The organism is Roseovarius sp. (assembly GCF_965228755.1).
Classification (GTDB): Bacteria; Pseudomonadota; Alphaproteobacteria; order Rhodobacterales; family Rhodobacteraceae; genus Roseovarius.
In genome coordinates, this window is record NZ_CBDDIG010000005.1 from 943,995 (window position 1) to 967,959 (window position 23,965).

General features: G+C 66.4%; 22 protein-coding genes. 12 read left to right on the forward strand and 10 right to left on the reverse strand.

The annotated features are described in order from the left end of the window. The first annotated feature begins 64 nt into the window (after positions 1 to 64). The 10 genes from ACO07J_RS08065 to ACO07J_RS08110 all read left to right on the forward strand — a co-directional run bounded on the left by ACO07J_RS08065 (position 65) and on the right by ACO07J_RS08110 (position 11,455). Positions 65 to 3,484, forward strand: coding sequence for an indolepyruvate ferredoxin oxidoreductase family protein (locus tag ACO07J_RS08065; RefSeq protein WP_422027988.1), 3,420 nt, complete (start codon positions 65 to 67; stop codon positions 3,482 to 3,484). Positions 3,485 to 3,565: 81 nt separating this feature from the next. Next, on the forward strand, positions 3,566 to 4,429 hold the full coding sequence (locus ACO07J_RS08070; RefSeq protein ID WP_422027990.1) for a lysophospholipid acyltransferase family protein: 864 nt from the start codon (positions 3,566 to 3,568) through the stop codon (positions 4,427 to 4,429). A gap of 27 nt (positions 4,430 to 4,456) precedes the next feature. After that, positions 4,457 to 5,281, forward strand: coding sequence for a glutamate racemase (gene murI, locus ACO07J_RS08075; RefSeq protein ID WP_422027992.1), 825 nt, complete (start codon positions 4,457 to 4,459; stop codon positions 5,279 to 5,281). Positions 5,282 to 5,377: 96 nt separating this feature from the next. Beyond that, positions 5,378 to 6,406: an N-acetyl-gamma-glutamyl-phosphate reductase gene (gene argC, locus ACO07J_RS08080; RefSeq protein ID WP_422027994.1), complete on the forward strand. Its 1,029-nt coding sequence runs from the start codon at positions 5,378 to 5,380 to the stop codon at positions 6,404 to 6,406. Positions 6,407 to 6,424: 18 nt separating this feature from the next. Next, positions 6,425 to 6,871 (forward strand): cytochrome c maturation protein CcmE, encoded by a 447-nt coding sequence (ccmE, locus tag ACO07J_RS08085; protein WP_422027996.1) that lies wholly within the window; start codon positions 6,425 to 6,427, stop codon positions 6,869 to 6,871. Between the two features lie 59 nt (positions 6,872 to 6,930). Beyond that, positions 6,931 to 7,542 (forward strand): holin-associated N-acetylmuramidase, encoded by a 612-nt coding sequence (locus ACO07J_RS08090; RefSeq protein WP_422027998.1) that lies wholly within the window; start codon positions 6,931 to 6,933, stop codon positions 7,540 to 7,542. Then, the gene (locus ACO07J_RS08095; protein ID WP_422028000.1) at positions 7,533 to 8,126 is read left to right on the forward strand and encodes a holin family protein; all 594 of its coding nucleotides are present in this window, start codon (positions 7,533 to 7,535) and stop codon (positions 8,124 to 8,126) included. Before ACO07J_RS08090 ends, ACO07J_RS08095 begins: the two co-directional genes overlap by 10 nt. A 58-nt stretch (positions 8,127 to 8,184) precedes the next feature. Next, complete coding sequence (locus tag ACO07J_RS08100; protein ID WP_422028002.1) at positions 8,185 to 10,152, forward strand: heme lyase CcmF/NrfE family subunit; 1,968 nt, start codon at positions 8,185 to 8,187, stop codon at positions 10,150 to 10,152. After that, complete coding sequence (locus ACO07J_RS08105) at positions 10,149 to 10,601, forward strand: cytochrome c-type biogenesis protein (RefSeq protein ID WP_422028004.1); 453 nt, start codon at positions 10,149 to 10,151, stop codon at positions 10,599 to 10,601. The genes ACO07J_RS08100 and ACO07J_RS08105 overlap by 4 nt, the downstream gene beginning before the upstream one ends. Positions 10,602 to 10,675: 74 nt before the next feature. Next, on the forward strand, positions 10,676 to 11,455 hold the full coding sequence (locus ACO07J_RS08110; protein ID WP_422028006.1) for an enoyl-CoA hydratase-related protein: 780 nt from the start codon (positions 10,676 to 10,678) through the stop codon (positions 11,453 to 11,455). A gap of 6 nt (positions 11,456 to 11,461) precedes the next feature. Here ACO07J_RS08110 and ACO07J_RS08115 read toward each other — a convergent pair whose 3' ends face one another. From ACO07J_RS08115 to gltX, 3 genes are all read right to left on the reverse strand, one after another. Beyond that, positions 11,462 to 11,851, reverse strand: a complete 390-nt coding sequence (locus ACO07J_RS08115) for a hypothetical protein (protein ID WP_422028008.1) — start codon at positions 11,849 to 11,851, stop codon at positions 11,462 to 11,464. A gap of 160 nt (positions 11,852 to 12,011) precedes the next feature. Continuing rightward, positions 12,012 to 13,307 (reverse strand): citrate synthase, encoded by a 1,296-nt coding sequence (gene gltA / locus ACO07J_RS08120; protein WP_422028010.1) that lies wholly within the window; start codon positions 13,305 to 13,307, stop codon positions 12,012 to 12,014. 75 nt (positions 13,308 to 13,382) lie between these two features. Further along, the gene (gene gltX / locus ACO07J_RS08125) at positions 13,383 to 14,792 is read right to left on the reverse strand and encodes a glutamate--tRNA ligase (RefSeq protein WP_422028011.1); all 1,410 of its coding nucleotides are present in this window, start codon (positions 14,790 to 14,792) and stop codon (positions 13,383 to 13,385) included. 108 nt (positions 14,793 to 14,900) lie between these two features. Between gltX and ACO07J_RS08130 the strand changes: the two genes are divergently transcribed. Further along, positions 14,901 to 16,919, forward strand: coding sequence for a ComEC/Rec2 family competence protein (locus ACO07J_RS08130; protein ID WP_422028013.1), 2,019 nt, complete (start codon positions 14,901 to 14,903; stop codon positions 16,917 to 16,919). Here the strand turns inward: ACO07J_RS08130 and lexA are convergent. The 6 genes from lexA to ACO07J_RS08160 form a co-directional block, all read right to left on the reverse strand. Next, positions 16,913 to 17,611, reverse strand: a complete 699-nt coding sequence (lexA, locus tag ACO07J_RS08135) for a transcriptional repressor LexA (RefSeq protein WP_422028015.1) — start codon at positions 17,609 to 17,611, stop codon at positions 16,913 to 16,915. The two genes, ACO07J_RS08130 and lexA, sit on opposite strands and share 7 nt — an antisense overlap. A gap of 90 nt (positions 17,612 to 17,701) precedes the next feature. Further along, on the reverse strand, positions 17,702 to 18,874 hold the full coding sequence (gene glp / locus ACO07J_RS08140) for a gephyrin-like molybdotransferase Glp (protein WP_422028017.1): 1,173 nt from the start codon (positions 18,872 to 18,874) through the stop codon (positions 17,702 to 17,704). Beyond that, entirely contained in the window at positions 18,871 to 19,347 is a 477-nt protein-coding gene (gene moaC, locus ACO07J_RS08145; protein WP_422028019.1) for a cyclic pyranopterin monophosphate synthase MoaC, read from the reverse strand. Before moaC ends, glp begins: the two co-directional genes overlap by 4 nt. Next, positions 19,344 to 20,162 carry an indole-3-glycerol phosphate synthase TrpC gene (gene trpC / locus ACO07J_RS08150; RefSeq protein ID WP_422028021.1) on the reverse strand — a complete coding sequence of 273 codons (819 nt, stop codon included), beginning with the start codon at positions 20,160 to 20,162 and terminating at the stop codon, positions 19,344 to 19,346. Before trpC ends, moaC begins: the two co-directional genes overlap by 4 nt. Beyond that, on the reverse strand, positions 20,159 to 21,178 hold the full coding sequence (gene trpD, locus ACO07J_RS08155) for an anthranilate phosphoribosyltransferase (protein ID WP_422028023.1): 1,020 nt from the start codon (positions 21,176 to 21,178) through the stop codon (positions 20,159 to 20,161). The genes trpC and trpD overlap by 4 nt, the downstream gene beginning before the upstream one ends. After that, on the reverse strand, positions 21,175 to 21,756 hold the full coding sequence (locus ACO07J_RS08160; protein ID WP_422028025.1) for an anthranilate synthase component II: 582 nt from the start codon (positions 21,754 to 21,756) through the stop codon (positions 21,175 to 21,177). Before ACO07J_RS08160 ends, trpD begins: the two co-directional genes overlap by 4 nt. Positions 21,757 to 21,958: 202 nt before the next feature. Between ACO07J_RS08160 and ACO07J_RS08165 the strand changes: the two genes are divergently transcribed. Beyond that, complete coding sequence (locus ACO07J_RS08165; protein WP_422028027.1) at positions 21,959 to 23,383, forward strand: divergent polysaccharide deacetylase family protein; 1,425 nt, start codon at positions 21,959 to 21,961, stop codon at positions 23,381 to 23,383. Between the two features lie 16 nt (positions 23,384 to 23,399). Here the strand turns inward: ACO07J_RS08165 and ACO07J_RS08170 are convergent, their stop codons facing one another. Then, positions 23,400 to 23,963: an rRNA large subunit pseudouridine synthase E gene (locus tag ACO07J_RS08170; RefSeq protein WP_422028029.1), complete on the reverse strand. Its 564-nt coding sequence runs from the start codon at positions 23,961 to 23,963 to the stop codon at positions 23,400 to 23,402. Between the last annotated feature and the right edge of the window lie 2 nt (positions 23,964 to 23,965).

Genomic DNA, 23,965 nt, shown 5'->3' on the forward strand with positions numbered 1-23,965 from the left:
CTAATTATGACCTAATATTGCTCTATATTTGGACACCAGGATCAACCCATACGGGAGGCCCGCCATGAGCAAGCAGAAGATCAGTTTGAATGACCGTTACGACCTGACGAAATCCCCGGTTTTGCTGAACGGCACGCAGGCGCTGGTGCGGCTGATGCTGATGCAGGCGGCGCGGGACAAGGCGGCGGGGCTGAACACCGCGGGCTATGTCACCGGGTATCGCGGCTCGCCGCTGGGGGCGGTCGATCTTCAGATGAAGAAGGCCGAGAAGATCCTGACGGAGTCCAACGTGACCTTCCAGCCCGGCTTGAACGAAGACCTCGCCGCGACGGCGTTGTGGGGTACGCAGCAGGCCGAGATGCGGGGCGAGGGCAAGTATGACGGTGTCTTTGGCCTGTGGTACGGCAAGGGGCCGGGCGTCGACCGGTCGGGCGACGTGATGCGGCATGCCAACATGGCCGGCACCTCGAAGCATGGCGGCGTGCTGATGGCGATGGGGGATGACCATACCGGCGAAAGCTCGACCGTGTGCCACCAGTCGGACTGGGCGCTGGTCGATGCCTACATGCCGGTGCTGTCGCCGGCGGGGGTGCAGGAGATCCTCGATTTCGGGCTGTACGGGTTCGCCATGTCGCGGTTCGCGGGCGTCTGGTGCGGGCTGAAGACGATGAAAGACACGGTCGAGGTGACGAGCGTGGTGGATGCGCGGCCCGACCGGATGCAGTTCGTCGTGCCGGAGTTCGACATGCCCGCGGACGGGCTGAACATCCGGTTGGGCGATCACTGGATCCCGCAGGAAGCGCGGATGATCGACCACAAGAGGTTCGCCGCGGAAGCCTTTGCCCACGCTAATAAAATCGACAAGCGCATGTGGGGCAAGCCGGGGGCGAAGATCGGGTTCGTGGCCGCCGGCAAGAACTGGCTGGACCTTGTCCATGCGCTGGACCTGCTGGGGGTGGACGAGCGCGAGGCCGAGCGGCTGGGGATCACCACCTACAAGGTGGGCCAGACCTTCCCGATGGACATGAAGGGCTTCCACGACTGGGCCGAGGGTCTGGAGCTGATCGTGGTGGTGGAAGAGAAGCGCAAGCTGATCGAGATCCAGATCAAGGAGGCGATCTTTGACGACCGTCGTGGCCGCCGCGTCTATGGCTGGTACAAGGGCGGTGCCGGGGGGATGCATACCGAAGAGCTGTTCCCGACGCGCATGGCGCTGGACCCGATCATGATAGCCGAGAAGATCGGCGATATCCTGATCGAGGAGGGGCGCGGCACCGACCGAGTGAAGGCGGGGCTGGCCGAGATCGCGGAATCGCGCAAGGCGGACAATGCCGAGGATATCGCGTCGCGCCTGCCGTATTTCTGCGCCGGGTGCCCGCACAACACCTCGACCCGGGTTCCGGATGGGAGCCGGGCCTATGCCGGGATCGGCTGTCACATCATGGCGCTGTGGATGGACCGGGAGACCAGCGGTTACACCCACATGGGGGCCGAGGGCGCGAACTGGATCGGGGAGGAGAAGTTCTCCAAGACCGGGCACGTGTTCCAGAACCTGGGCGACGGGACGTATAACCATTCGGGGCTGCTGGCCATCCGGGCGGCGTTGGCTGCCGGCACGAACATCACCTACAAGATCCTTTACAACGATGCCGTGGCGATGACCGGCGGGCAGACCAACGAGGGCGGGCTTGGGCCCGACCGGATTGCGCGGGAATTGCAGGCGATGGGTGTCGAGCACGTCGCCGTCGTCTATGACGAGAAGGAAGAGCCGGACCGGGCGCCGTTCCCGAAGGGCCTGACCTGGCATGAGCGGGAAGAGCTTCCGCAGGTGCAGGAGAAGTTCAAGGATATCAAGGGCGTATCGGCCATCATTTATATCCAGACCTGTGCGGCCGAAAAGCGGCGGCGGCGCAAGCGGGGCAACTTCCCCGATCCGGACAAGCGGGTGTTCATTAACACCGACATCTGTGAGGGCTGCGGCGACTGCGGGGTGAAGTCGAACTGCGTGGCTGTGGTGCCGAAGGAGACGGAGCTTGGCCGGAAGCGGGCGATCGACCAGTCGGCCTGCAACAAGGATTTCAGCTGTCTGAAAGGGTTCTGCCCGTCCTTCGTGACGCTGGAGGGGGCGAAGATCCGGAAGGAGGCGGCGACGGAGTTGACGCTGCCCGAGCTGCCGTTGCCGACGCTGCCGCAGATCAAGCGGACGCATAATGTTGTCATTACCGGGGTCGGCGGCACCGGCGCCGTGACCATCGGGGCCGTGCTGGCGCAGGCCGCGCAGATCGACGGCAAGGGCGCGGGCATGATGGAGATGGCCGGTTTGGCCCAGAAGGGCGGCGCGGTGCATATCCATTGCCGGATTGCCGAAAAGCCGAGCGATATCAGCGCGATCCGGGTGGCGACCGGCGAGGCCGATGCGCTGATCGGCGGTGACCTGGTGGTGAGCGCCGGGGCGAAGACGCTGGGCCTGACCAAGGGCGGGCGCACCGGGGGCGTGGTCAACAGCCACGAGATCATCACCGGGGAGTTCACGCGGAATACGGAGTTCCAGATTCCGTCGGACCGGCTGGAGCTGTCGCTGAAGGCCAAGTTGAAGGACGACGTGCAACTCATTGATACGACTGAGCTTGCGCGGGCCACGATGGGGGATTCGATCTATTCAAACATGATGGTGTTCGGCGCCACGTGGCAGCGGGGGACGATCCCGGTGAGCCTCGAGGCGATCGAGGAGGCGATCCGTCTCAACGGGGCGGCGGTGGATGCCAACCTGCGGGCGTTCGAGATTGGCCGCTGGGCCGCGGCCTTCCCGGAGGAGGCCGGCAAGATGATCGCGCCGAACGTGGTCGAGATGCCGAAATCGCTCGAGGAGCGGATCGCGTATCGGGAGGATCACCTTGTCGCGTACCAGGGCAAGGGGCTGGCAAAGCGGTACCGGAAGCTGGTCGACGGGATTTCCGACCCCGAGTTGAAGGAAGCGGTGGCGAAGGGTTATCACAAGCTGCTGTCCTACAAGGACGAGTACGAGGTGGCGCGGCTGCTGCTGAAGAGCCGGGACAAGGCGAAGGAAGAGTTCGACGGCGACTTCAGGATGACATTCCACCTTGCGCCGCCGATCCTTGGCGGGAAGGGGCCGGACGGCAAGCCGAAGAAGCGTGAGTTCGGGCCGTGGCTGGAGACACCGCTGCGGGTGCTGCCGAAGCTGAAGGCGCTCAGGGGCACGCCGCTGGATATCTTCGGGTATTCCGCCGAGCGCCGGATGGAGCGCGGCTTGATCAAGCAGTACGAGGCGGACATGGCCGAGGTGCTGCCGAAGCTGGATTCCAAGACGCATGATGCCATCGTGGCGCTGGCGGAGCTGCCGCTGTCGATCCGGGGGTTCGGGCATGTGAAGCAGGCCAACGAGTCCAAGGCGTCGAAGCGGCGCGAGGAGCTGCTGTCGGTGATCCGGTCGGGCGGTGAGGAGATGTCGAAAGCGGCGCAGTGAGCTGTCACAAAAGCTTCACCATGACTGTTCAGAACCGTCTAAAACACCGACCAGGCGCGCGAATCGAACAGGACCGGGACCATGCGGCAGGACCATCACGTTGCCCGTGACATAAGCTATTCATATTCCGCGCAAACTCGCAGCGGGCGGGCGATGATCCGGGCGATGGAGAACCTGACGGGGCGCATCCGGCTCATCAAGCGGGCCGAGGGCTATGAACGGGAAGTGGCCGAGGGGCGCGACTTCTGGCAGGTCATGGTGGAGCGCTATGGGCTGACGCTGGACGTGATCGGCGGGAGCCTTGCCAATATCCCGCGCGAGGGGCCGCTGGTGCTGATCGCGAACCATCCGTACGGGATTTTGGATGGGCTGATGATGGGGCATATCCTGAGCCAGACGCGGCCGGATTTCCGGATCCTGGCGCATCACGTGTTTCGCAAGGCGCCGGACCTGAACCGGATCATCCTGCCGATCGACTTCGACGAGACGAAGGAGGCGATGGCGCTGAACCTTCAGACGCGGCGGGTGGCGCATGACTACCTCGGGAATGGCGGGGCGATCGGGATCTTTCCGGGGGGCACCGTGTCGACCGCGATCAAGCCCTTTGCCCAGCCGCTTGACCCGTCCTGGCGGGCGTTTACCGCGCGGCTGGTGGGGCGGAGCAATGCGACGGTGGTGCCGGTGTTTTTCGACGGGCATACGAGCCGGTTGTTCCAGATTGCCAGCCATTTGCATTACACGTTGCGGATGGGCTTGCTGATCAAGGAATTCAGCAAGCGTGTCGATACCTCGGTGCGGGTGGTGGTGGGCGAGCCGATCGGGCGGGAGGAGCTGGATGCGCGGGCAAAGGAGTCGAAATCCCTGATGGCGTTTCTTCGGCAGAAGACGTATGAGCTTAGCCCGAGGCCGATCAATCCGAACGATCTGGGCTTCGAGTTCGAATGAGGGGCGCCCCGCGCGGGCTGCAGGCAGATGACGGTTGGTATCTTCGACAGCGGGCTTGGCGGCCTGACCGTGCTGGATGCGGTCAGCAAGCGGCTGCCCGACGTGAATTTCATCTATCTGGGCGACAATGCCCATGCGCCTTACGGGGTGCGGGATGCCGACGATGTCTATCACCTGACCAAGACGCATGTTGAGACGCTTTGGGATATGGGGTGCAACCTTGTCGTGCTGGCCTGCAATACCGCGTCGGCCGCCGCGCTGCGCCGGATGCAGGAAGACGGCGTGCCGAAGGGCAAGCGGGTGCTGGGCGTGTTCGTGCCGCTCATCGAGGCGCTGACCGAGCGGAACTGGGGCGACAATTCCCCGCCGCGGGAAGTGGCGGTGAAGCATGTGGCGCTGTTTGCGACGCCCGCGACGGTGTCGAGCCGGGCGTTCCAGCGGGAGCTGGCGTTCCGGGCGATCGGCGTGGACGTGGAGACGCAGGCCTGTGGCGGCGTGGTGGATGCCATCGAGGAAGGCGACATGATCCTGGCCGAGGCGCTGGTGAAAAGCCATGTCGAGGCGCTGAAGCGGAAGATGCCGCATCCGGAGGCGGCGGTGCTGGGGTGTACCCATTACCCGCTGATGGAGGATGTGTTCCAGGCGGCGTTGGGCGAGAATGTGCAGGTGTATTCGCAGGCCGAGCTGGTTGCGGCGAGCCTGGCCGATTACCTCGAGCGGCACCCGGAGATGCGGGGCGACGACCTGCCGGCGCGGTTCCTGACCACGGGCGATGCGCGGCGCGTGTCGGACCGGGCGACGCAGTTCCTCCGACGAAAGATCACGTTCGAGGCCGCGCCGGTGATGGCCTGAGCCCCGGACGGAGCGCGGACTGAGCCCAGACGCCGCATTGCGGGGCGCGGGCTTTTCTCTTACATCCTTTCCAGCTTTCCTGAACGAGGTATGACCATGACCCAGAACATCGCGATTCTCGGCGCGTCCGGATATACCGGCGCCGAACTTGTCCGGCTGATCGCCACCCATCCGGGGATGGAGATTGCCGCCCTTGCCGCCAATTCCAAGGCCGGCCAGAGCATGGCCCAGGTGTTTCCGCATCTGCGCCATCTGGACCTGCCCGACCTGGTGACGATCGAGGAGATCGACTTTGCCGGGATTGACCTGTGTTTTTGCGCCTTGCCGCACAAGACCAGCCAGGAGGTGATCAGCGCGCTGCCGCGGGATCTGAAGATCGTCGACCTGTCGGCGGATTTCCGGCTGCGCGATCCGGAGGTCTATCAGAAGTGGTACGGCAATCCCCACGCGGCGGTGGAGATGCAGGGAGAGGCGGTTTACGGCCTGACCGAGTTCTACCGCGACGAGATTGCCGGGGCGCGGCTGGTGGCCGGGACGGGGTGCAATGCCGCGACCGGGCAGTTCGTGCTGCGGCCGCTGATCGCGGGCAAGGTGATCGACCTCGACGAGATCATCCTCGATTTGAAATGCGGGGTGTCGGGGGCGGGGCGGAGCCTGAAGGAGAACCTTCTGCATGCCGAGCTGTCGGAGGGGTACAACGCTTATGCCGTGGGCGGGACGCACCGGCACCTGGGCGAGTTCGACCAGGAGTTTTCTGCGATTGCCGGGCGGGAGGTTCGGATCCAGTTCACGCCGCACCTGGTGCCCGTGAACCGGGGGATCCTGGCGACGGCCTATGTGAAGGGGGAGGCCGCGGCCGTGCATGAGGCGTTGTCGAAGGCCTATGCTGCGGAGCCGTTCATCGAGGTCCTGCCGTTTGGCGAGACGCCCAGCACGCACCATGTGCGGGGCAGCAACTTCTGCCATATCGGCGTGGCGGGCGACCGGTTGCCGGGCCGCACCATCGTGGTGGGCGCGCTCGACAACCTGACCAAGGGGTCGAGCGGGCAGGCCATCCAGAACGCCAACCTGATGCTGGGTCTCGAGGAAACGGAGGGGCTTATGCTGGCCCCGCTGTTTCCGTGAGCTACGGGGTGTAGTGCCATGAAGTCGCTGAAGAAAAAGCGCAGGGTGCAGATCATCGCGATTGCGGCGGTGGCGCTGATCGCCTCGACCGCGTTGATCGGCTATGCCATGCGCGACGGGATCAATTTCTTTCGCTCGCCCAGCCAGGTCATGGCCGAGCCGCCGGCGCCGACGGAAGTGTTCCGGATCGGCGGGCTGGTCGAGGAAGGCAGCCTTGTCCGCGGCGAGGGCGAGACCGTGCGGTTCAACGTGACCGATGGCGGCGCGGCGGTGCCGGTGACCTATACCGGCGTGCTGCCCGACCTTTTTGCCGAGAACCAGGGGATGGTTGGCACGGGGACCTATGAGAACGGGGTGTTCGTGGCGTCGGAAATCCTTGCCAAGCATGACGAGGATTACATGCCCAAGGAAGTGATCGACAGCCTGAAGGAGCAGGGCGTTTACCAGCAACCGGACGATAGCTGAACCTGCTGTTAACCATCTCTACCCAGCTTTTCCGCGAGCAAGTGGCGGAGGGGCTGGTGATGCAGACCGTGGAAGAGATCGCGAAAGAGATCGTGGGCCGTGAAGGCGGGTTCGTGAACGACCCGGACGATCCGGGCGGGGCGACGAAGCATGGCGTGACGATCCACACGATGCGGCGGCTGGGGCTGGACCTGACCGGCGATGGCGCGGTGGGCGTGGCGGATGTGCGGGCGCTGAGCCGGGCGCAGGCCGAGGCGATTTTCATCGAGCATTACTTTCGCCGGCCAAGGATCGGGTCGCTGCCCGTGTCGCTGCAGGCGTCGGTGTTCGACATGTACGTGAATGCCGGGGGCAACGCGGTGAAGATCCTGCAGCGGCTGCTTCGGCAGATGGGCCATGACGTGGCGGTCGACGGGGTGATCGGGCCGCAGACCGCCGATGCGGCGCAGGCGGCCCATGCCGCGGCGCCGGATCACCTGGCCGATGCTTACGGGATTGCGCGGCGCAACTATTACTTCCGGCTGGCCGACCGGCGCCCGGCGTCGCGCAAGTATGCGCGGACGCGGGCCGGCGGGAAGGGTGGCTGGATCAAGCGGGCGGAGGCGTTCATCTCGCCGCGCTACCACATGACGGAGGCCGAGTTCGGCCGGAGGGTGGCGGCATGGGGCTGATCGGGCAGATGTTCCGGTTGCTGTTCGGCGACGGTCGCAACGTGGTGGCGGAAACGGCCGAGGTTTTCCGGGTCAACGCCGACGGGGCGGATGCGCGGGCCGCGGATATCCAGTCGGCCGCGCTGGCACAGCTGGCGGCGGAGTTCCAGCATCAGCGGAAGGGGCTGTTCGACCGGGTGATCGACGGGTTGAACCGGGTACCGCGCCCGGCGATGGCGCTTGGCACGCTGGCGCTGTTCGTGTCGGCGATGACCAACCCGGTGTGGTTTTCCGAGCGGATGCAGGGGATTGCGCTGGTGCCAGAGCCGATGTGGTGGCTGCTGGGAGCGATCGTGAGCTTCTATTTCGGCGCGCGGCACCAGGCCAAGGGGCAGGATTTCCAGCGCTCGCTGGCGGGTGTCATGGCGCGGACGCCGCAGGTGGTGGACAATATCGCGGCGCTGCGCCGGCTGGAGCCGGGGACGCCGGGGGCGGCGGCCACGGGGCACGATGCGGGGCTGGCGCTGGAGACGGTCCTGGCGGGGGAGAACCCGGCGCTGGACGCGTGGCGGCGGGGCAGGGACGTGACCCCCGCGACAATGTGATCCGGCGCACGCGCCGATTGTCATTGGCCCGCGCGGCGCGGAAATCTATAAGGGGCGCATGATTACCGAGCTTGGTCACTTCGCCCTGATCCTCGCCTTCTTCGTGGCGTGCTTTCAGTCCCTCGTTCCGCTTGTCGGCGCCCACAAGGGCTGGGCCGGCTGGATGTCGGCGGCGGAACCGGCGGCGGTGTTGCAGTTCCTGCTGTCCGCCGGGTCGTTCCTGGCGCTGATGTGGGCCTTCGTGACCTCGGACTTCTCGCTGCAGCTGGTGGTGCAGAACAGCCATTCGCTGAAGCCGATGCTGTACAAGATCACCGGCGTGTGGGGGAACCACGAGGGCTCGATGCTGCTGTGGGTGCTGATCGTCACGCTGTTCGGCTTCTTCGCGGCGTGGTTCGGGCGGGAGTTGCCGCCGACGCTGAAGGCGCGGGTGCTGGCGGTGCAGGGGATGATCGGGGCGGCGTTCTTCGCCTTCATCCTGTTCACCTCGAACCCGTTTTTGCGCATGGCGGTGCCGCCGTTCGACGGCACGGACCTCAACCCGCTGTTGCAGGACCCGGGCCTCGCCTTCCATCCGCCCTTTCTCTACCTCGGCTATGTCGGCCTTTCGATGACCTTCTCCTTTGCCGTGGCGGCCCTGATCGAGGGGCGCGTCGATGCGGCCTGGGGCCGGTGGGTGCGGCCTTATACGCTGGCGGCGTGGGTGTTCCTGACCATCGGCATCGGGCTGGGCTCATGGTGGGCCTATTACGAGCTGGGCTGGGGCGGGTTCTGGTTCTGGGATCCGGTAGAGAATGCGAGCTTCATGCCCTGGCTGATCGCGGCGGCGCTGCTGCATTCGGCGGTGGTGGTGGAGAAGCGGGAAAGCCTGAAAAGCTGGACGATCCTGCTGGCGATCATCGCGTTTGGCTTCTCGATGATCGGGGCGTTCATCACCCGGTCGGGGGTGATCACCTCGGTGCACGCCTTCGCGTCGGACCCGGAGCGGGGGGTGTTCCTTTTGCTGATCCTGGCCGCGTTCATGATGCTGGGGCTGACGCTGTTCGCGGCGCGCGCGGGTGTCATGCAGTCGAAGGGGGTGTTCGGGCTGGTGAGCCGCGAGTCGGTGCTGGTGGTGAACAACCTTTTGCTGGGCGTTGCGGCCTTCGTGGTGTTCGTGGGCACGATCTGGCCGCTGGTGGCCGAGATGTTCTTTGACCGGAAATTGTCGGTCGGGGCGCCGTTTTTCAACCTGGCCTTCACGCCGTTCATGATCGCGCTGGGGCTGCTGTTGCCGGTGGGCGCGATGCTGTCATGGAAGCGGGCGCAGGTGGGCCGGGTGCTGCGGAAGCTGGCGCCGGTTTTCGTGCTGGCCGTGGCTGTTGGCGTGCTGGCGTGGGCGATGCAGACCGGGCGGAGTGCTGTGGGGCCGGTGGGGCTGTTCCTGGCCGCGTGGCTGATCGGCGGGGCGGTGACGGATATCTGGTCGCGCACCGGGCGGGGCGGCGACAGGCTGGGCCGGTTGCGGCGACTGCCGCGGGGCGACTGGGGCAAGACGGTGGCCCATGCGGGCCTCGGCGTGACGATGGCGGGCGTGGCCGCGATGACCGCATGGGAGGTCGAGGATATCCGCGTGGTGCAGGAGGGCGGCAGCTTCGAGGTGGCGGGATTTACCCTGACGCTCGATGGCGTGAGGCAGGTTGAAGGGCCGAACTATCGCTCGACCATGGGGGATTTCACGCTGGCCAAGGATGGTGACGTGATCGCCACGATGCATCCGGAGAAGCGGGTCTATCCCGTGGCGGGGATGCCGACGACCGAGGCGGCGCTGGATAACGGGTTCCTGCGCGATGTCTACGTGGTGATCGGCGATCCGCAGACCGGCGGGGGCTGGGCGGTGCGGACCTATTACAAGCCGCTGGCGAACTGGATCTGGGGCGGGGCCATCCTGATGGCGATCGGCGGGGCGCTGTCGCTGTCGGACCGGCGGTATCGGGTGGCGGCAGGCGCGCGCCGCACGCGGGCGCAGGGGGTGCCGGCGGAATGAGGCGGCTGGTGCTTTTGCTTTGCCTTGTGGCGGGGCCGCTGTTCGCGGTGCAGCCGGACGAGATGCTGGACGATCCGGCGCTCGAGGCGAGGGCGCGGGATATCTCCGCGGGGCTGCGCTGTGTCGTGTGCCGGAACGAGAGCATCGACGACTCCAATGCCGACCTGGCCGGCGACCTGCGCGTGCTGGTGCGAGAGCGGCTGCTGGCGGGGGATACGGATGAAGAGGTCGTGGATTACATCGTCGACCGGTATGGCGAGTACGTGCTGCTGAAGCCGCAGACCGGCGGATCGAACCTCGTGCTGTGGCTGGCGGGGCCGGCGATGCTGCTGCTGGGCGCGGCGATCGGCGTGGTCTTCGTGCGCCGGCGGTCACAGGCCGCGCCGCAGGCCGAGGCGGGGCTGACGGACGAGGAACAGGCGCGGCTGCGCGAGATCATGAAGGAATGACGCATCGTCGGGCTTGGCCCGCCGCATGGTTTGCGGCTAGAGCTTTGGCGTGAGACTTGGAAAGGCGCACCCCCGTGAAACAGTACCAGACCATCACGCTCGAGATCGAGAACGACATCGCCGTGCTGCGGCTTGACCGGCCGGACCGGATGAACGCGCTGAACACCCAGATGCGGGCAGAGATTACCGACGCGATGCGTTTCGCCGGGCGGGAGGCGCGGGTGATCGTGCTGACCGGGAACGGCAAGGCGTTCTGTTCGGGGCAGGACCTGTCCGACAGTGGGTCGGCCGCGTCGCTCGACCTCGAACGCGTCCTGCGGGACGAGTACGTGCCGATGCTCAAGGCGATCAGTGAATGCCTGGTGCCGACGATTTCCGCCGTGAACGGCCCGGCGGCGGGGGCGGGGGCGAATCTTGCGCTGGTGGCGGACGTGGTGATCGCGACGGAGAGCGCGTATTTCCTGCAGGCGTTTACGCGGATCGGCCTCATTCCCGATGCGGGCGGCACGTTCTGGCTGCCCCGGCAGATGGGGGCGGCGAAGGCGATGGGGGCGGCGCTGTTCGCGGAGCCGATCAGCGCCCGCGAGGCGGACCAATGGGGCATGATCTGGGAAGCGGTGCCGGATGCGGAGTTCGATACGCATTGGCGGGCGCGGGCGGAGCACCTGGCGAATGGGCCGACGGCGGCCTATCGGAACCTGAAACAGGCGATCCGGGGAAGCTGGGAGAACGGGCTGGATGCGCAGCTCGACCTTGAAGCGCGGCTTCAGGGGGAATGCGGCAACTCGCGTGATTTCAAGGAAGGCGTGGTGGCCTTCCAGGAGAAGCGGACGGCGAAGTTCGAGGGCCGCTGAGGCCCGTCAACGGGGCGTTTGCGTGACGGCGACGTTGTCGAGCGTGAAGCCGGTGTCGTCGAGGAACAGCACCGCCACGGGTTTTCCGTTTGCCATCAGGGCGCTTACGGCGCGGTCTTCATCCGTTTCGATGGTGAGAAGCGGCATGGGCGCGCCGGCGTCGAATTCCAGCGACAGGACATGTTTGCGCGGGTCGAAGGCGGTGATGCGGACCGGGCCTTCGCTTTCCCTCCAGTAGCTCTCACGTTCCAGCGACGTTCTGAGGAAACCCGGCAGGGTGCCGCGTTCGACCTGTGCCACGGCCCGGGCCGCGCTGGGGACCGGCGTGGCTTCTGCCGGCCGGCGCAGGATGGCTGCCGGGGGATTTGGGGGGATATGCGTTGCTCGATGGGTCATGATGCCTGTCGCCCGTTGGAATATCCGGCGGGTATGGCAGAACGAGGGAAAACAGGTGGTGAATCCGCGCCGATTACAAGCCGGCGATTTTAACCGATTTCCATGAAAAAGCCCCGGGCAGGAGGTCTGCCCGGGGCTGATTTCTTCTCGGTGACGGCGCTCAGCGCTTCTCGATATCCACGTAGTCGCGCAGCGTGGCGCCCTGGTAGAGCTGGCGCGGGCGGCCGATCTTGAGCTGGGGATCGGCGATCATTTCCTTCCACTGCGAGATCCAGCCGACCGTGCGGCTGAGCGCAAAGATGGGCGTGAACATCGAGGTGGGGAAGCCCATCGCCTCGAGGATGATGCCGGAGTAGAAATCGACGTTCGGGAAGAGCTTCTTGTCGACGAAGTAATCGTCTTCCAGCGCGGCCTTCTCGAGCTCCTTGGCGACCTGCAGGGTCGGGTTGTCCTCGATCCCGAGGAGGTCGAGCACCTCGTCGGCCGACTGTTTCATCACCTTGGCGCGAGGATCGAAGTTCTTGTAGACCCGGTGGCCGAAGCCCATCAGGCGGAACTCGTCATTCTTGTCCTTGGCGCGGGCGATGTATTCGGGGATCTTGTCGACCGTGCCGATTTCGCGCAGCATTTCGAGGCAGGCCTGGTTGGCGCCGCCATGGGCCGGGCCCCAGAGACAGGCGATGCCCGCCGCGATGCAGGCGAAGGGGTTGGCGCCCGATGAGGAGGCGAGGCGCACGGTCGAGGTCGAGGCGTTCTGCTCGTGGTCGGCGTGGAGGGTGAAGATCCGGTCCATCGCGCGGCTCAGGATCGGGTTCACCTCGTAATCCTCGGCCGGGACGGCAAAGCACATGCGCAGGAAGTTCGAGGCATAGTCGACGTCGTTGCGCGGGTACACGAAGGGCTGGCCGATGGAATACTTGTAGGCCATGGCCGCAATGGTCGGCATCTTGGCGACCAGGCGGATCGAGGCGACCTCGCGCTGCCACGGGTCGTTGATGTCGGTCGAGTCGTGGTAGAAGGCCGAGAGGGCCCCGACCACGCCCACCATGATCGCCATCGGGTGCGCATCCCGGCGGTAGCCGCGGAACAGGAAGTGCATCTGTTCGTGCAGCATGGTGTGGTTGGTCACCCGATCCTCGAAATCCTCGAGCTGTGCGGCCGAGGGCAGTTCGCCATAGAGCAGCAGGTAGCAGACCTCGAGGAAATGCGATTTCTCGGCCAGCTGGTCGATCGGGTAGCCGCGGTGCAGCAGCTCGCCCTTGGCACCGTCGATGAAGGTGATGGTGCTGTCGCAGCTGGCGGTGGAGGTGAAGCCCGGATCATAGGTGAACACGCCCGCCTTGCCGTAAAGCTTGCGGATATCGATCACGTCGGGGCCGGCGGTCGGCGATAGGATCGGCAGTTCGTAGTCGGTTCCGTCGATCGTCAGTTTCGCGGATTTGGTACTGTCAGCCATAAGGGTCCTCCCTCGTCACGCCCGCGCGGTTCAATGCTTTCGGGCAGGTTACTCTCATCTGGCCTTTCGAGACGGTCAACCACTCTCGCAGGCGGCATCCTCGAGCCGGGCAAGGGATTCTTCCCGCCCCAGCACGAGCATCATGTCGAACACGCTAGGTGTCGCAGCCCGGCCGGCCAGTGCGGCCCGCATCGGGCCCGCCAGCTTGCCGAATTTGGTATCAATGGACTCGGCGAACTGCGTGGCGGCAGCCTCCAGATCCTCACGGGTCCACCTAGCATTTTGCATATGCGGCGTCAATTGCCTCAGTATACCACGGGATACATCGTCAAGGTTCTTCGCCGCCTTCTCGTCGGGTTCGATCGGGCGGTCGGTCAGGATAAACGCCGCTTTTTCAAGGAGTTCCGGGAAGGTCTTGGCGCGCTCCTTGAGGCAGTACATGCCGGATTCCAGCAAGGCTGTCTTTGCGTCATCCAAGGGCGGGGCGCCGGTGATCTCGCGGAACTGGAGCAGCTCATGCAGCAGTGCAGCATCGTCGGATGCCGCGATGTGCTGGCCGCTGAGATTGTCGAGCTTCTTGAAGTCGAACCGGGCGGGCGACTTGCCGATGCCGGAGAGGTCGAACCAGTCCTGCGCCTGGGCGTCGGTGAAGAATTCGTCGTCGCCATGGCTCCAGCCCAACCGGGCAAGGTAGTTGCGCATGCCCGCCGCCGGGTAGCCCATGCGCTGGTATTCCTCGACGCCGAGCGCGCCGTGGCGTTTCGACAGCTTCTTGCCGTCGGGTCCGTGGATCAGCGGGATATGGGCGTAAACGGGCAGGGGCCAGCCCATCGCCTGGTAGATCATCATCTGCCGGGCGGCGTTGTTGAGGTGGTCATCCCCCCGGATCACGTGCGTGACACCCATGTCATGATCATCCACGGCGACGGCCAGCATGTAGACCGGTGTGCCATCGCTGCGTAACAGGACCATGTCGTCGAGCTGGTCGTTGCGGATGGTGACGTCGCCCTGCACCTCGTCGCGGATGACGGTGCTGCCGTCGCGTGGGGCCTTGATGCGGATGACGTAAGGCGCATCCGGGTGCGTGGAAGGATCGGCATCGCGCCAGGGGCTCCGGAAGAGGGTGGAGCGGCCCTCGGCGCGGGCGGCCTCGCGGAAGGTTTCGATCTCGTTCTGGGTCGAGAAGCATTTGAAGGCCTTGCCCTTGTCCAGCAGCTCGCGGGCCACCTCGGCATGTCGCTCGGCGCCGGCCGCCTGGCTGACCGCCTCGCCGTCATGGTCGAGGCCGAGCCATGCGAGCCCGTCGAGGATCGCCTGCGTCGCCTCGGGGGTCGAGCGGGCGCGGTCGGTATCCTCAATCCGCAGAAGGAATTTCCCGCCGCGGCCCCGCGCATAGAGCCAGTTGAACAGCGCCGTCCGCGCCCCGCCGATATGCAGAAAGCCGGTGGGAGAAGGGGCAAATCGGGTGACGACCGTCTGGGACATGTCGGGCAGGGTCCTTTCTGGATTAACCTTTCGGTAACGGTTTTGGGGGATATCGAACGGATCAGTTTTCCATGACTGTCTATCGGCCCGCCGGAGGGGAAACAAGTCTTGGAACTCGTCCATAGCGCCGTTTCCGCGTGGTTGGCGCAGCGCGGGCAACTGTTTTGCTGGGCGCCCGTGGCGCTGGCGACAGGTGTCGGGCTCTACTTCGCGCAGAAGGTCGAACCGACCGCGGTGCAGTATTTCTGGATCGGCGGGATGGCGGTGGTGTTCGTGGTTCTTTCGATCCGCACCGGGGCGTTGCTGTCGCCGGTATGGCTGGCCTTGGCGCTTGTCGCGACCGGCATCTGTATCGCGGGGGCCAGGGCGCATATGGTCAAGGCGCCTGTGCTGACATGGCGTTATTATGGCCCGGTCGAGGGGCGGATCGTGGGGATCGACAGGTCGGGGTCGGACGCGCTGCGGCTGACGCTCGACCGGGTGGTGCTTGCGCGAGTCTCGCCGGGGCGGACGCCGGAGCGGGTGCGGGTTTCACTGCATGGGGTTCAAGGCTACCTGGAGCCCGCGCCGGGGATGACGGTGATCCTGACCGGGCACCTGTCGCCGCCCGCCGGCCCGGTGGAGCCGGCCGGGTTCGATTTCCAGCGGCACGCCTGGTTCAAGCGACTGGGGGCGGTGGGGTACACGCGCACGCCGGTGTTGTTGCTGGAGCCTGCGGGCGGGGGGCAGTGGCTGTTCAAGGCGCGGATGTGGCTGTCGGACAGGGTTCAGGAACGGCTGCCGGGCGAGACGGGCGCCTTTGCCGCGGCGATCATGACCGGGGACAGGTCGGGGATCGGGCAGGACACGCTTGAAGCCTTGCGGATTTCCAACCTCGCGCATTTGCTGGCCATTTCGGGGCTGCACCTCGGCCTTCTGGCCGGGGTGGTCTTCGGGGCGGTGCGGCTGGGCTTCGCGGCGGTTCCCTACCTGGGCCTGCGCCTGCCGTCGAAGAAGATTGCGGCCGGCGTCGCCGTGGTGGCGGCGGCGGGGTATTATTCGCTGTCCGGGGGCAACGTGGCGACCGAGCGGGCCTTCGTGATGGTGGCGGTGATGCTGTTTGCGGTGATGGCGGACCGGCGGGCGCTGTCGCTGAGGGCGGTGGCGATGGCGGCGCTGATCGTGCTGGTGCTGCGGCCGGAGGCGATGCTTGGGCCCGGCTTCCAGATGTCCTTTGCGGCGACGACCGCGCTGGTCGTGGTGTTCGGCTGGTTCCGGGATCATGAGGTCTCGCTCGGGCCGCGCTGGTTTCGGCCGGCGGTGGCGGTGGCGGTCTCGTCATTGGTGGCGGGGCTGGCCACGGCGCCGATCGCGGCGGCGCATTTCAATCAGATTGCCCATTACGGCCTGCCTGCCAACTTGCTGAGTGTGCCGCTGATGGGGGTGCTGGTGATGCCGGCGGCGCTGGTTTCGGTGTGTCTGCTGCCGGTCGGGCTGGAGTGGCTGCCGCTCTGGCTCATGGGGCAGGGGCTGGGCTGGATCCTTGGCGTGGCGCACTGGATTTCTGAGCTCGAGGGGGCAAGGGGCACGGTGCCGGGGCCGGGGCCGGCGGTACTGCCGCTGATTGCCGGCGGGGCGCTGCTGCTGATCCTGTGGCAGGGGCGGTTCCGTGTGGCGGGGCTGGCGCCCGCGGCGCTTGGTTTCGTGCTTTGGGCGCAGACGGTACGGCCCGATGTGCTCATTTCCGACACGGGCGCGCTGGTGGGGGTGATGACCGAGGAGGGCCGCGCCCTGAGCAAGCCGCGGGGGGCGGGTTTCGTCGCGGATATCTGGCTGGAGAACGATGGCGATGCAGAGGAACAGGCGGCCGCGCATGAACGCTGGGGGGACGTGGCAGCGACGGGGTGGCCCGTCATCGCCCTGTCGGGCAAGCGGGCGGCGGAGGCGCTGACCACCTGCCGCCCCGAGGACTGGATCGTGCTGACGGCCATGCCGGTGGTGGAGCTGCCCTGTCGCGTGATCACGCCGGAGACGCTGCGCGCCACCGGGGCGATTGCCCTCTTCGACGAGGGCGGCAAGATCAGGCAGGTGACCGCGCGCGAGGTGACCGGCGCGCGGCTCTGGAACACTCACTGGAACACTCAGTAGGTGCGGATCAGGCCGACCAGCTTGCCCTGTACGCGCACCTTGTCCTCGGGCAATACGCGGGTTTCGTAGGCGGGGTTCGCCGCCTCGAGCGCGATGGCGTTGCCGTTGCGGTAGAATTTCTTGAGCGTGGCTTCCTGATCCTCGACCAGGGCCACGACGATATCGCCGTTATCAGCCGTTCCGGTTTCCCGGATCACCACCACGTCGCCATCGTTGATGCCGACGCCGATCATCGAATCGCCTTTGACTTCAAGCGCGTAGTGATGGCCCTTGCCGCTGAGCATGTCGCCGGGCACGGCGACGTTGTGGCTTGCATGGGCGATGGCCTCGATCGGGACACCGGCGGCGATGCGACCCATGAGGGGCAGTTCCGTGGCCGCCGCATGGGCGACCGGCATGGCATTGGCCGGGGCCGCCGCGTCGGGCCTGTCGCCCTCGATCACCCGGGGTTCGAACCCGCCGGCTGTGCCGCCGAGGCTTTCGGGCAGTTTCACGATTTCCAGCGCCCGGGCCCGGTGGGCGAGGCGGCGGATGAAGCCGCGTTCCTCGAGCGCCGTGATCAGGCGGTGGATGCCCGATTTCGACCGCAGGTCGAGCGCATCCTTCATCTCGTCGAAGCTTGGCGGTACGCCGTCGCGCTGGACCCGTTTGTGAATGAATTCCAGCAGATCGAGTTGTTTCTTGGTCAGCATGTTGCACGTCCTCCGCGACCATACGTTTACGTTTGTTCTACGCATGTTCCCGTTTTGTGTCAACTCTGGTGAACAAAACCTGTGGATAAGTCAGAGGGGGATATAGTCGATGCCGTCGCCCTTCGCGCGGGCGGGATCGTCGGGCGGGCGGATCATCAGGGCGTTGGCGCGGGCCAGGACGGAGAGGAGCGAGCTGTCCTGCCGCTCGGCCGGGGTGAGTTCGCCGCCCGAGAGGGTTGCGCGCATGTAATGCTCGCGCGGGCCGTTGGCGGGGATGTCCTGTGCCAGCCGTGCCGTGCGGCGCGGGGCGGGCGCGGCAGGGAGGCCCAGCATCAGGCGGATCATGGGCGCTAGGAAGACGTGGCCGCAGACCATGGCCGAGACCGGGTTGCCCGGAAGGCCCACCATCGCGGCGCGGCCCATGCGGCCGGCCATGAGCGGTTTGCCGGGGCGCATCTTCACCTTGTAGAAACTGCGCTCCATCCCGAGGCTGGCGGCGACGTCGCCCACGAGGTCATGATCGCCCACCGAGGCGCCGCCGATGGTGACGACGAGGTCGGCGCCCTCGGCAAGGTCGAAGGCCATTTCGAGGGAGGGGGTGTTGTCGCGGGCGATGGGCAGAAGGCGGGCCGAGGCACCCATCTGTTCGAGCATCGCCTTGAGGCCAAAGGTGTTCGACGCGATGATCTGGTCCGGGCCGGGATCGTCGCCCGGCATGACCAGTTCGTCGCCGGTGGAAATGAGCGCCACGACGGGTTTGCGGGTGACCATCACCTGCGGGATGTTCATCGCGGCCAGAAGCGCGATGTCCGACGGTGTGAGGAGGCGGGGCACGTCGATGGTGTCGCCGGTGGCAAAGTCGATGCCCTTGCGGCGGATGTGAGGGCCTTCGTCGAGACGGTCGCCAAGGGTGATCGTGTCGCCCTCGCGCGTGACATCTTCCTGGATCACGACACGGTCTGCGCCTTGGGGCACTGGGGCGCCGGTGAAAATGCGGACGGCCTGGCCGGGTTTCACGTTGCCGGGGAAACCATGGCCCGCCGCGGACTCGCCGATCACCTCGAGCCGGGCGCCGGGAGCTGCCTCATCGGAGCGGACCGCGTAGCCGTCCATGGCCGAGGCCGGAAAGGGGGGCTGGTCGCGCCGGGCGGTGGCGGGTTCGGCGAGAATGCGACTCGCGGCCTCCTGCAGGGGGACGGATTCGCGTTCCAGCGGGGCCACGAGGGAAAACAGGTGCGAGAGGGCCTCGTCGACCGAGATCATGACGCCTCGTAACGACCTGATTTTCCGCCGTCTTTCAGTTTCACGCGGGTGCCGCCGATCTCCATGGCCCGGTCGACGGCCTTGAGCATGTCGTAGACGGTGAGCGCGGCGGTGCTGACGGCGGTCAGGGCCTCCATCTCGACCCCGGTCTGGCCGGTGGTCCTGACCGTCGCCTCGATCCGCACGCCCGGCAGGTCGGCATCGGGGGTGAGGTCGACCGAGACCTTGGTGATGGGCAGCGGGTGGCACAGCGGGATCAGCTCGGCCGTTTTCTTGGCGCCCATGATCCCGGCAAGCCGCGCGACGGCCAGAACATCGCCTTTCTTGGCGCGACCTTCTGCCATGATATCAAAGGTTTCGCGGGCCATCTTCACGTGGCCCTCGGCCACGGCGATGCGCGCGGTCACGTCCTTTTCGGAGACATCGACCATATGCGCATGGCCGTCACCGTCGAAATGGGTCAGGCCGCTCACATCATCCCCCCGGGCACGGTGGGCACGTCGAGCATGGCCTTGGTGGCGGTCGTCACGTCCTCCTGCCGCATCAGCGCCTCGCCGATCAGGAAGCAGCGGGCGCCGTAGCGGGCCATTTCGGCAAGATCCCCGGGGCCGGTCAGGCCGCTTTCGCAGACGATGATCTTTTCCGGGGGCACAAGCCGTGAGAGTTCACGCGAGGTGTCGAGCGTGGTTTCGAAAGTGTTGAGATCGCGGTTGTTGATGCCGATGAGCTTCGACTTGAGAAGAGCGGCGCGGTCGAGCTCGGCCTTGTTGTGGACCTCGATGAGGGCGTCCATGCCCCAGCGCGTGGCCGCGGCTTCCAGTTCGGCGGCCTGCTCGTCGGTGACCGAGGCCATGATGATCAGGATGCAGTCGGCGCCCCAGGCGCGCGCCTCGGCGACCTGGTAGGTGTCGTACATGAAATCCTTGCGCAGGACCGGCAGTTCACAGGCCGCGCGGGCCTGCTTGAGGAATTCGGGCGAGCCCTGGAAGCTGGGCGTGTCGGTCAGCACCGAAAGGCAGGCGGCGCCGCCTTCCTCGTAGGCCTTGGCCAGCGCGGGCGGGTCGAAATCGGGGCGGATCATGCCCTTGGAGGGGCTGGCCTTCTTGATCTCGGCGATCAGGCCGAAGCCTGTCTTGCTGGCTTGCAGGAGCGCGTCGGCGAAGGGCCGGACCGCAGGGGCCGCCTCGGCCTGAGCCTCGATTTCCTCGGGGCTGGTGGCCTGCTTGGCGGCGGCGATTTCTTCGAGTTTGTAGGCCTTGATTTCCTCAAGGATCGTGGGCGTGCTCATGCGGCCTCCGATGTGACTTGGGCGAGGGTTTCGATCTTCGCCTTGGCGGCCCCGCTATCGAGGCTTTCGCGGGCAAGGTCCACCCCGTCTTTCAGGGTTTCGGCTTTCCCGGCGACAACCAGCGCGGCGGCCGCGTTGAGCAGCACGGCGTCGCGGTAGGCACCGGGCGCGCCGTCAAGGAGCGCGCGGAAGGCGTCGGCGTTCTGTTGCGGCGTGCCGCCGAGGATATCCTCGAACGGGTGGACGGGCAGTCCGGCATCTTCGGGGTGAACCTCGGTTTCGCGGATGCTGCCATCCTCTTCCAGCGCGGCCAGCCAGGTGGTGCCGGTGATGGTCATCTCGTCGGTGCCGTCGCTGCCATGGACGAGCCAGGCGCGTTCGGAGCCGAGTTTGCCGAGCGTTTCGGCCATCGGGCGGATCAGGTCGCGGGCGAAGGCGCCGGTAAGCTGGCGCTTGACGCCGGCGGGGTTGGTCAGGGGGCCGAGGATGTTGAAGATGGTGCGGGTGCCGAGCTCGGTGCGCACCGGGCCGACATGGGCCATGGCGGGGTGATGCACGGGCGCCATCATGAAGGCGATGCCGGCGGCTTTCAGAGCCTTTTCAACGACTTTCGGGCCGACCATCACGTTGACGCCCAGTTGCGTCAGCGCGTCCGCCGCGCCGGATTTGGAGCTGAGATTGCGGTTGCCGTGCTTGGCCACGGGCACGCCCGCGCCGGCGACGACGAAGGCCGTCGCGGTCGAGATGTTGAGCGTGCCCTTGCCGTCGCCGCCGGTGCCGACGATATCCATGGCGCCGGGCAAGCTGTTGACCTTGTTGCATTTCGCGCGCATGACCGAGGCGGCGGCGGCGTATTCGTCGACCGTCTCGCCGCGGGTGCGCAGAGCCATCAGGAAGCCGCCGGTCTGGGCCGGGGTGGCCTCGCCCTCGAAGAGGCAGTTGAAGGCGGCTTCGGCCTCCTCGCGGGAAAGGGCGCGGTCGGCGGCGATGCCGATCAGGGGTCTGATGTCGCTCATGCGGGCACCTTCATGATGTCGAGGAAATTCTTCAGCAGCGCGTGCCCGTGCTGGGAGGCGATTGATTCGGGGTGGAACTGGACACCGTGGATCGGCAGATCGCGATGCTGCAGCCCCATGATGGTGCCGTCTTCGAGTTCGGCCGTGATTTCAAGGGCTTCCGGGCAGGAGCTGCGCTCGACCACGAGGGAATGATAGCGGGTCGCCTCGAAGGGCGATGGCAGGCCGGCGAAAAGGCCCCGGGCGGTGTGGCGGATATGGCCCATCTTGCCATGGACGATCTCGGAATGGCGGATGACCTTGCCGCCGAAGGCCTGCCCGATGGTCTGGTGCCCGAGGCAGACGCCCAGCAGCGGCGTCTTCGTCTCGGCCGCGGCTTCGGTCAGGGCGAGGCAGATGCCCGCCTGGTCCGGGTCGCAGGGGCCGGGCGACAGCAGGATGCCGGCGGGGTTCATCGCCATCGCCTCCTGCACGTTCAGGGCGTCGTTGCGCCGCACCACCACCTCGGCCCCGAGTTCACCCACGTAATGCACCAGGTTGTAGGTAAAACTGTCGTAATTATCGATCAGTAGCAGCATTTCGAGCATCCTGACGGGATTGGGGGGCTTTAGCCCGGGGTCTCAGTCGCGGTATACTTGTTCAGGGTTGCAAGGCACCGTCAAGGGGCGCAAAGGTAACGAAACGGCAATAAAGAGGGCAGGATTGGTGCTACGCGGGGTATTGGGCGGTTTTCTGACGGGGACAATTCTTTCCGGTTTGGCGCTCGGGACGGCGTCGGTGATGACGTCGCTTCCCAACCAGGCGCCGCCGGAGGCGACGGAGGTCGAAGTGCCCGCCGCGTCGGAGTTCAACCAGTCGCGCGAGGATACAGAGGCCCAGTTGCCCGCCGCCGACGAAACGCCGAGCGCCGACAGCGCGCCCAAGGTCGAGGCGCCGGAACCCGACGATCTGAGCTCTCTCGAGAGTGCCGACACCGCGCCGACCTCGCAGCCGCAGACGGGGAGTGCGGAGAGCACGCTGAACTCGCCCGAAGCCCAGTCGAACAATGCCGGGGTAGACGTCGACAGCGACGAACCGGTTCTGCCCAGCCCGCAGGCGCTGGCGCCGGAAGCGCCCGATAGCGAGGATGACCTGTCGATCTCGACGGAGCCGGCCCAGCCGATACAGCCCGAGGTCGAGGAGGAGAGCGGCGCATTCCCGGCGCAGGACGAGATGGAGACGGCCCCGGACGTCGCGGAACCGGAACCGCAGGTAGAGCTCGAAGACGCCGGCACCATTGAGGTCGAGCCGCAGGACGCGGTGCCGCCTGAAGACGAAACGGACGGTCAGGACGTCGCCGAGGAGGAGCTTGCCGATCAGGAGGCCTCCGATCAGGAGATGGCGGACCAGGAGACCTCGGGCGAGGACATGGCGGTTCTCGACGAGGCGCCGGACGAGCCGTCCGGAACGATCGGCGACCTGGCCGAGGGTGTTACGACCGACCGTCTGCCTTCCGTCAGCGATGACGGGTCCGCCCAGGAAGACAACCCGCCGCCGCTGGAAGCCTATGCAGCCCCGTTTTCCAACCCGGAGGGCAAACCGCTCATGGCGATCGTGCTGATCGATGACGGCAGCAGCCCGATCAGCTTCGAGGCGCTGGCCGATTTTCCCTATCCGATCAGCTATGCGGTCGATGCCAGTTGGCCGGGGGCGGCAGAGGCCGCCGAGAAATACCGGGCGGCGGGGCTGGAAGTGCTGGCCATGGCGGACCTGCCGCCGGGGGCGGGGGCGACGGATGCGGAGGTGGCGATGCAGTCCTACCTCGGCGCCGTGCCGGAGGCCGTGGCGGTGATGGAGGGGCTCGATGGCGGGCTTCAGGCCAGCCGGGCGGCGACCGAGCAATTGATCCCCATCCTTCAGGACAGCGGGCACGGGCTGGTGCTGTTTCCCAACGGGCTTGATACGGCGCAGAAGCTGATGTCGCGGCAGGGCGTGCCGGTGGTGTCGGTGTTCCGTGATTTCGACAGCGAAGGGCAGGATGCCACGGTGATCCGGAGGTTCCTCGACCAGGCGGCGTTCAAGGCCGGGCAGCAGGAGCAGGGTGTGGTGATGGTGGGCCGGTTGAGGGCCGAGACGGTGAGCGCGCTGCTGCTGTGGGGGCTACAGGACCGGGCCGGCAGCGTGGCGCTGGCGCCGGTATCCGCCGTGCTGAAGGCGGAGCAGTAGGTCAGCACGCAAGCGCTCAGGGCGCCTTGTCGCTGTCGGCCTCCTTCCATTCGCCGGGGGCGAGGTCGTCGATCGTCCAGCCGCCGATGCGCCAGCGGACGAGGCGCAGGGTGGGGTGGCCCACATGGGCCGTCATCCGCCGCACCTGTCTGTTGCGGCCCTCGGATATTGTCAGTTCCAGCCAGCAATCGGGCACCGACTTGCGATAGCGGATCGGCGGGTCACGCTCCCATATTTGGGGCGGGTCGATGAACCGGGCCTTCGCGGGGCGGGTGCGGCCGTCTTTCAGGTCGATGCCGCCCCGTAACGCGGCCAGCGCCGCCTCGTCCGGGGTGCCCTCGACCTGAACGAGATAGGTCTTCTCCTGCTTGTGCTTCGGATCGGCGATGCGGGCCTGCAGCCGGCCATTATCGGTGAGCACCAGCAGCCCCTCGCTGTCGCGGTCGAGCCGCCCGGCGGGATAGACGCCCGGCACGTCGATATAGGCCGACAGGGTCGGGCGTGTGCTGCCCTCGGTGCCCTTGTCGGTGAATTGCGAAAGCACGCCGTAGGGCTTGTTGAACAGGATCACGCGGGTCATGG

Coding starts and splice junctions, on each gene's coding strand:
- gltX (WP_422028011.1), bottom strand. CDS start 14,792: ATGTCCCAGACGGTCGTCACCCGATTTGCCCCTTCTCCCACCGGCTTT.
- gltA (WP_422028010.1), bottom strand. CDS start 13,307: ATGGCTGACAGTACCAAATCCGCGAAACTGACGATCGACGGAACCGAC.
- trpC (WP_422028021.1), bottom strand. CDS start 20,162: ATGAGCACGCCCACGATCCTTGAGGAAATCAAGGCCTACAAACTCGAA.
- ACO07J_RS08090 (WP_422027998.1), top strand. CDS start 6,931: ATGCAGACCGTGGAAGAGATCGCGAAAGAGATCGTGGGCCGTGAAGGC.
- ACO07J_RS08170 (WP_422028029.1), bottom strand. CDS start 23,963: ATGACCCGCGTGATCCTGTTCAACAAGCCCTACGGCGTGCTTTCGCAA.
- ACO07J_RS08095 (WP_422028000.1), top strand. CDS start 7,533: ATGGGGCTGATCGGGCAGATGTTCCGGTTGCTGTTCGGCGACGGTCGC.
- ACO07J_RS08115 (WP_422028008.1), bottom strand. CDS start 11,851: ATGACCCATCGAGCAACGCATATCCCCCCAAATCCCCCGGCAGCCATC.
- trpD (WP_422028023.1), bottom strand. CDS start 21,178: ATGAGCGACATCAGACCCCTGATCGGCATCGCCGCCGACCGCGCCCTT.
- argC (WP_422027994.1), top strand. CDS start 5,378: ATGACCCAGAACATCGCGATTCTCGGCGCGTCCGGATATACCGGCGCC.
- murI (WP_422027992.1), top strand. CDS start 4,457: ATGACGGTTGGTATCTTCGACAGCGGGCTTGGCGGCCTGACCGTGCTG.
- glp (WP_422028017.1), bottom strand. CDS start 18,874: ATGATCTCGGTCGACGAGGCCCTCTCGCACCTGTTTTCCCTCGTGGCC.
- ACO07J_RS08160 (WP_422028025.1), bottom strand. CDS start 21,756: ATGCTGCTACTGATCGATAATTACGACAGTTTTACCTACAACCTGGTG.
- ACO07J_RS08105 (WP_422028004.1), top strand. CDS start 10,149: ATGAGGCGGCTGGTGCTTTTGCTTTGCCTTGTGGCGGGGCCGCTGTTC.
- ACO07J_RS08100 (WP_422028002.1), top strand. CDS start 8,185: ATGATTACCGAGCTTGGTCACTTCGCCCTGATCCTCGCCTTCTTCGTG.
- ACO07J_RS08065 (WP_422027988.1), top strand. CDS start 65: ATGAGCAAGCAGAAGATCAGTTTGAATGACCGTTACGACCTGACGAAA.
- ACO07J_RS08165 (WP_422028027.1), top strand. CDS start 21,959: ATGACGTCGCTTCCCAACCAGGCGCCGCCGGAGGCGACGGAGGTCGAA.
- lexA (WP_422028015.1), bottom strand. CDS start 17,611: ATGCTGACCAAGAAACAACTCGATCTGCTGGAATTCATTCACAAACGG.
- ACO07J_RS08070 (WP_422027990.1), top strand. CDS start 3,566: ATGCGGCAGGACCATCACGTTGCCCGTGACATAAGCTATTCATATTCC.
- ccmE (WP_422027996.1), top strand. CDS start 6,425: ATGAAGTCGCTGAAGAAAAAGCGCAGGGTGCAGATCATCGCGATTGCG.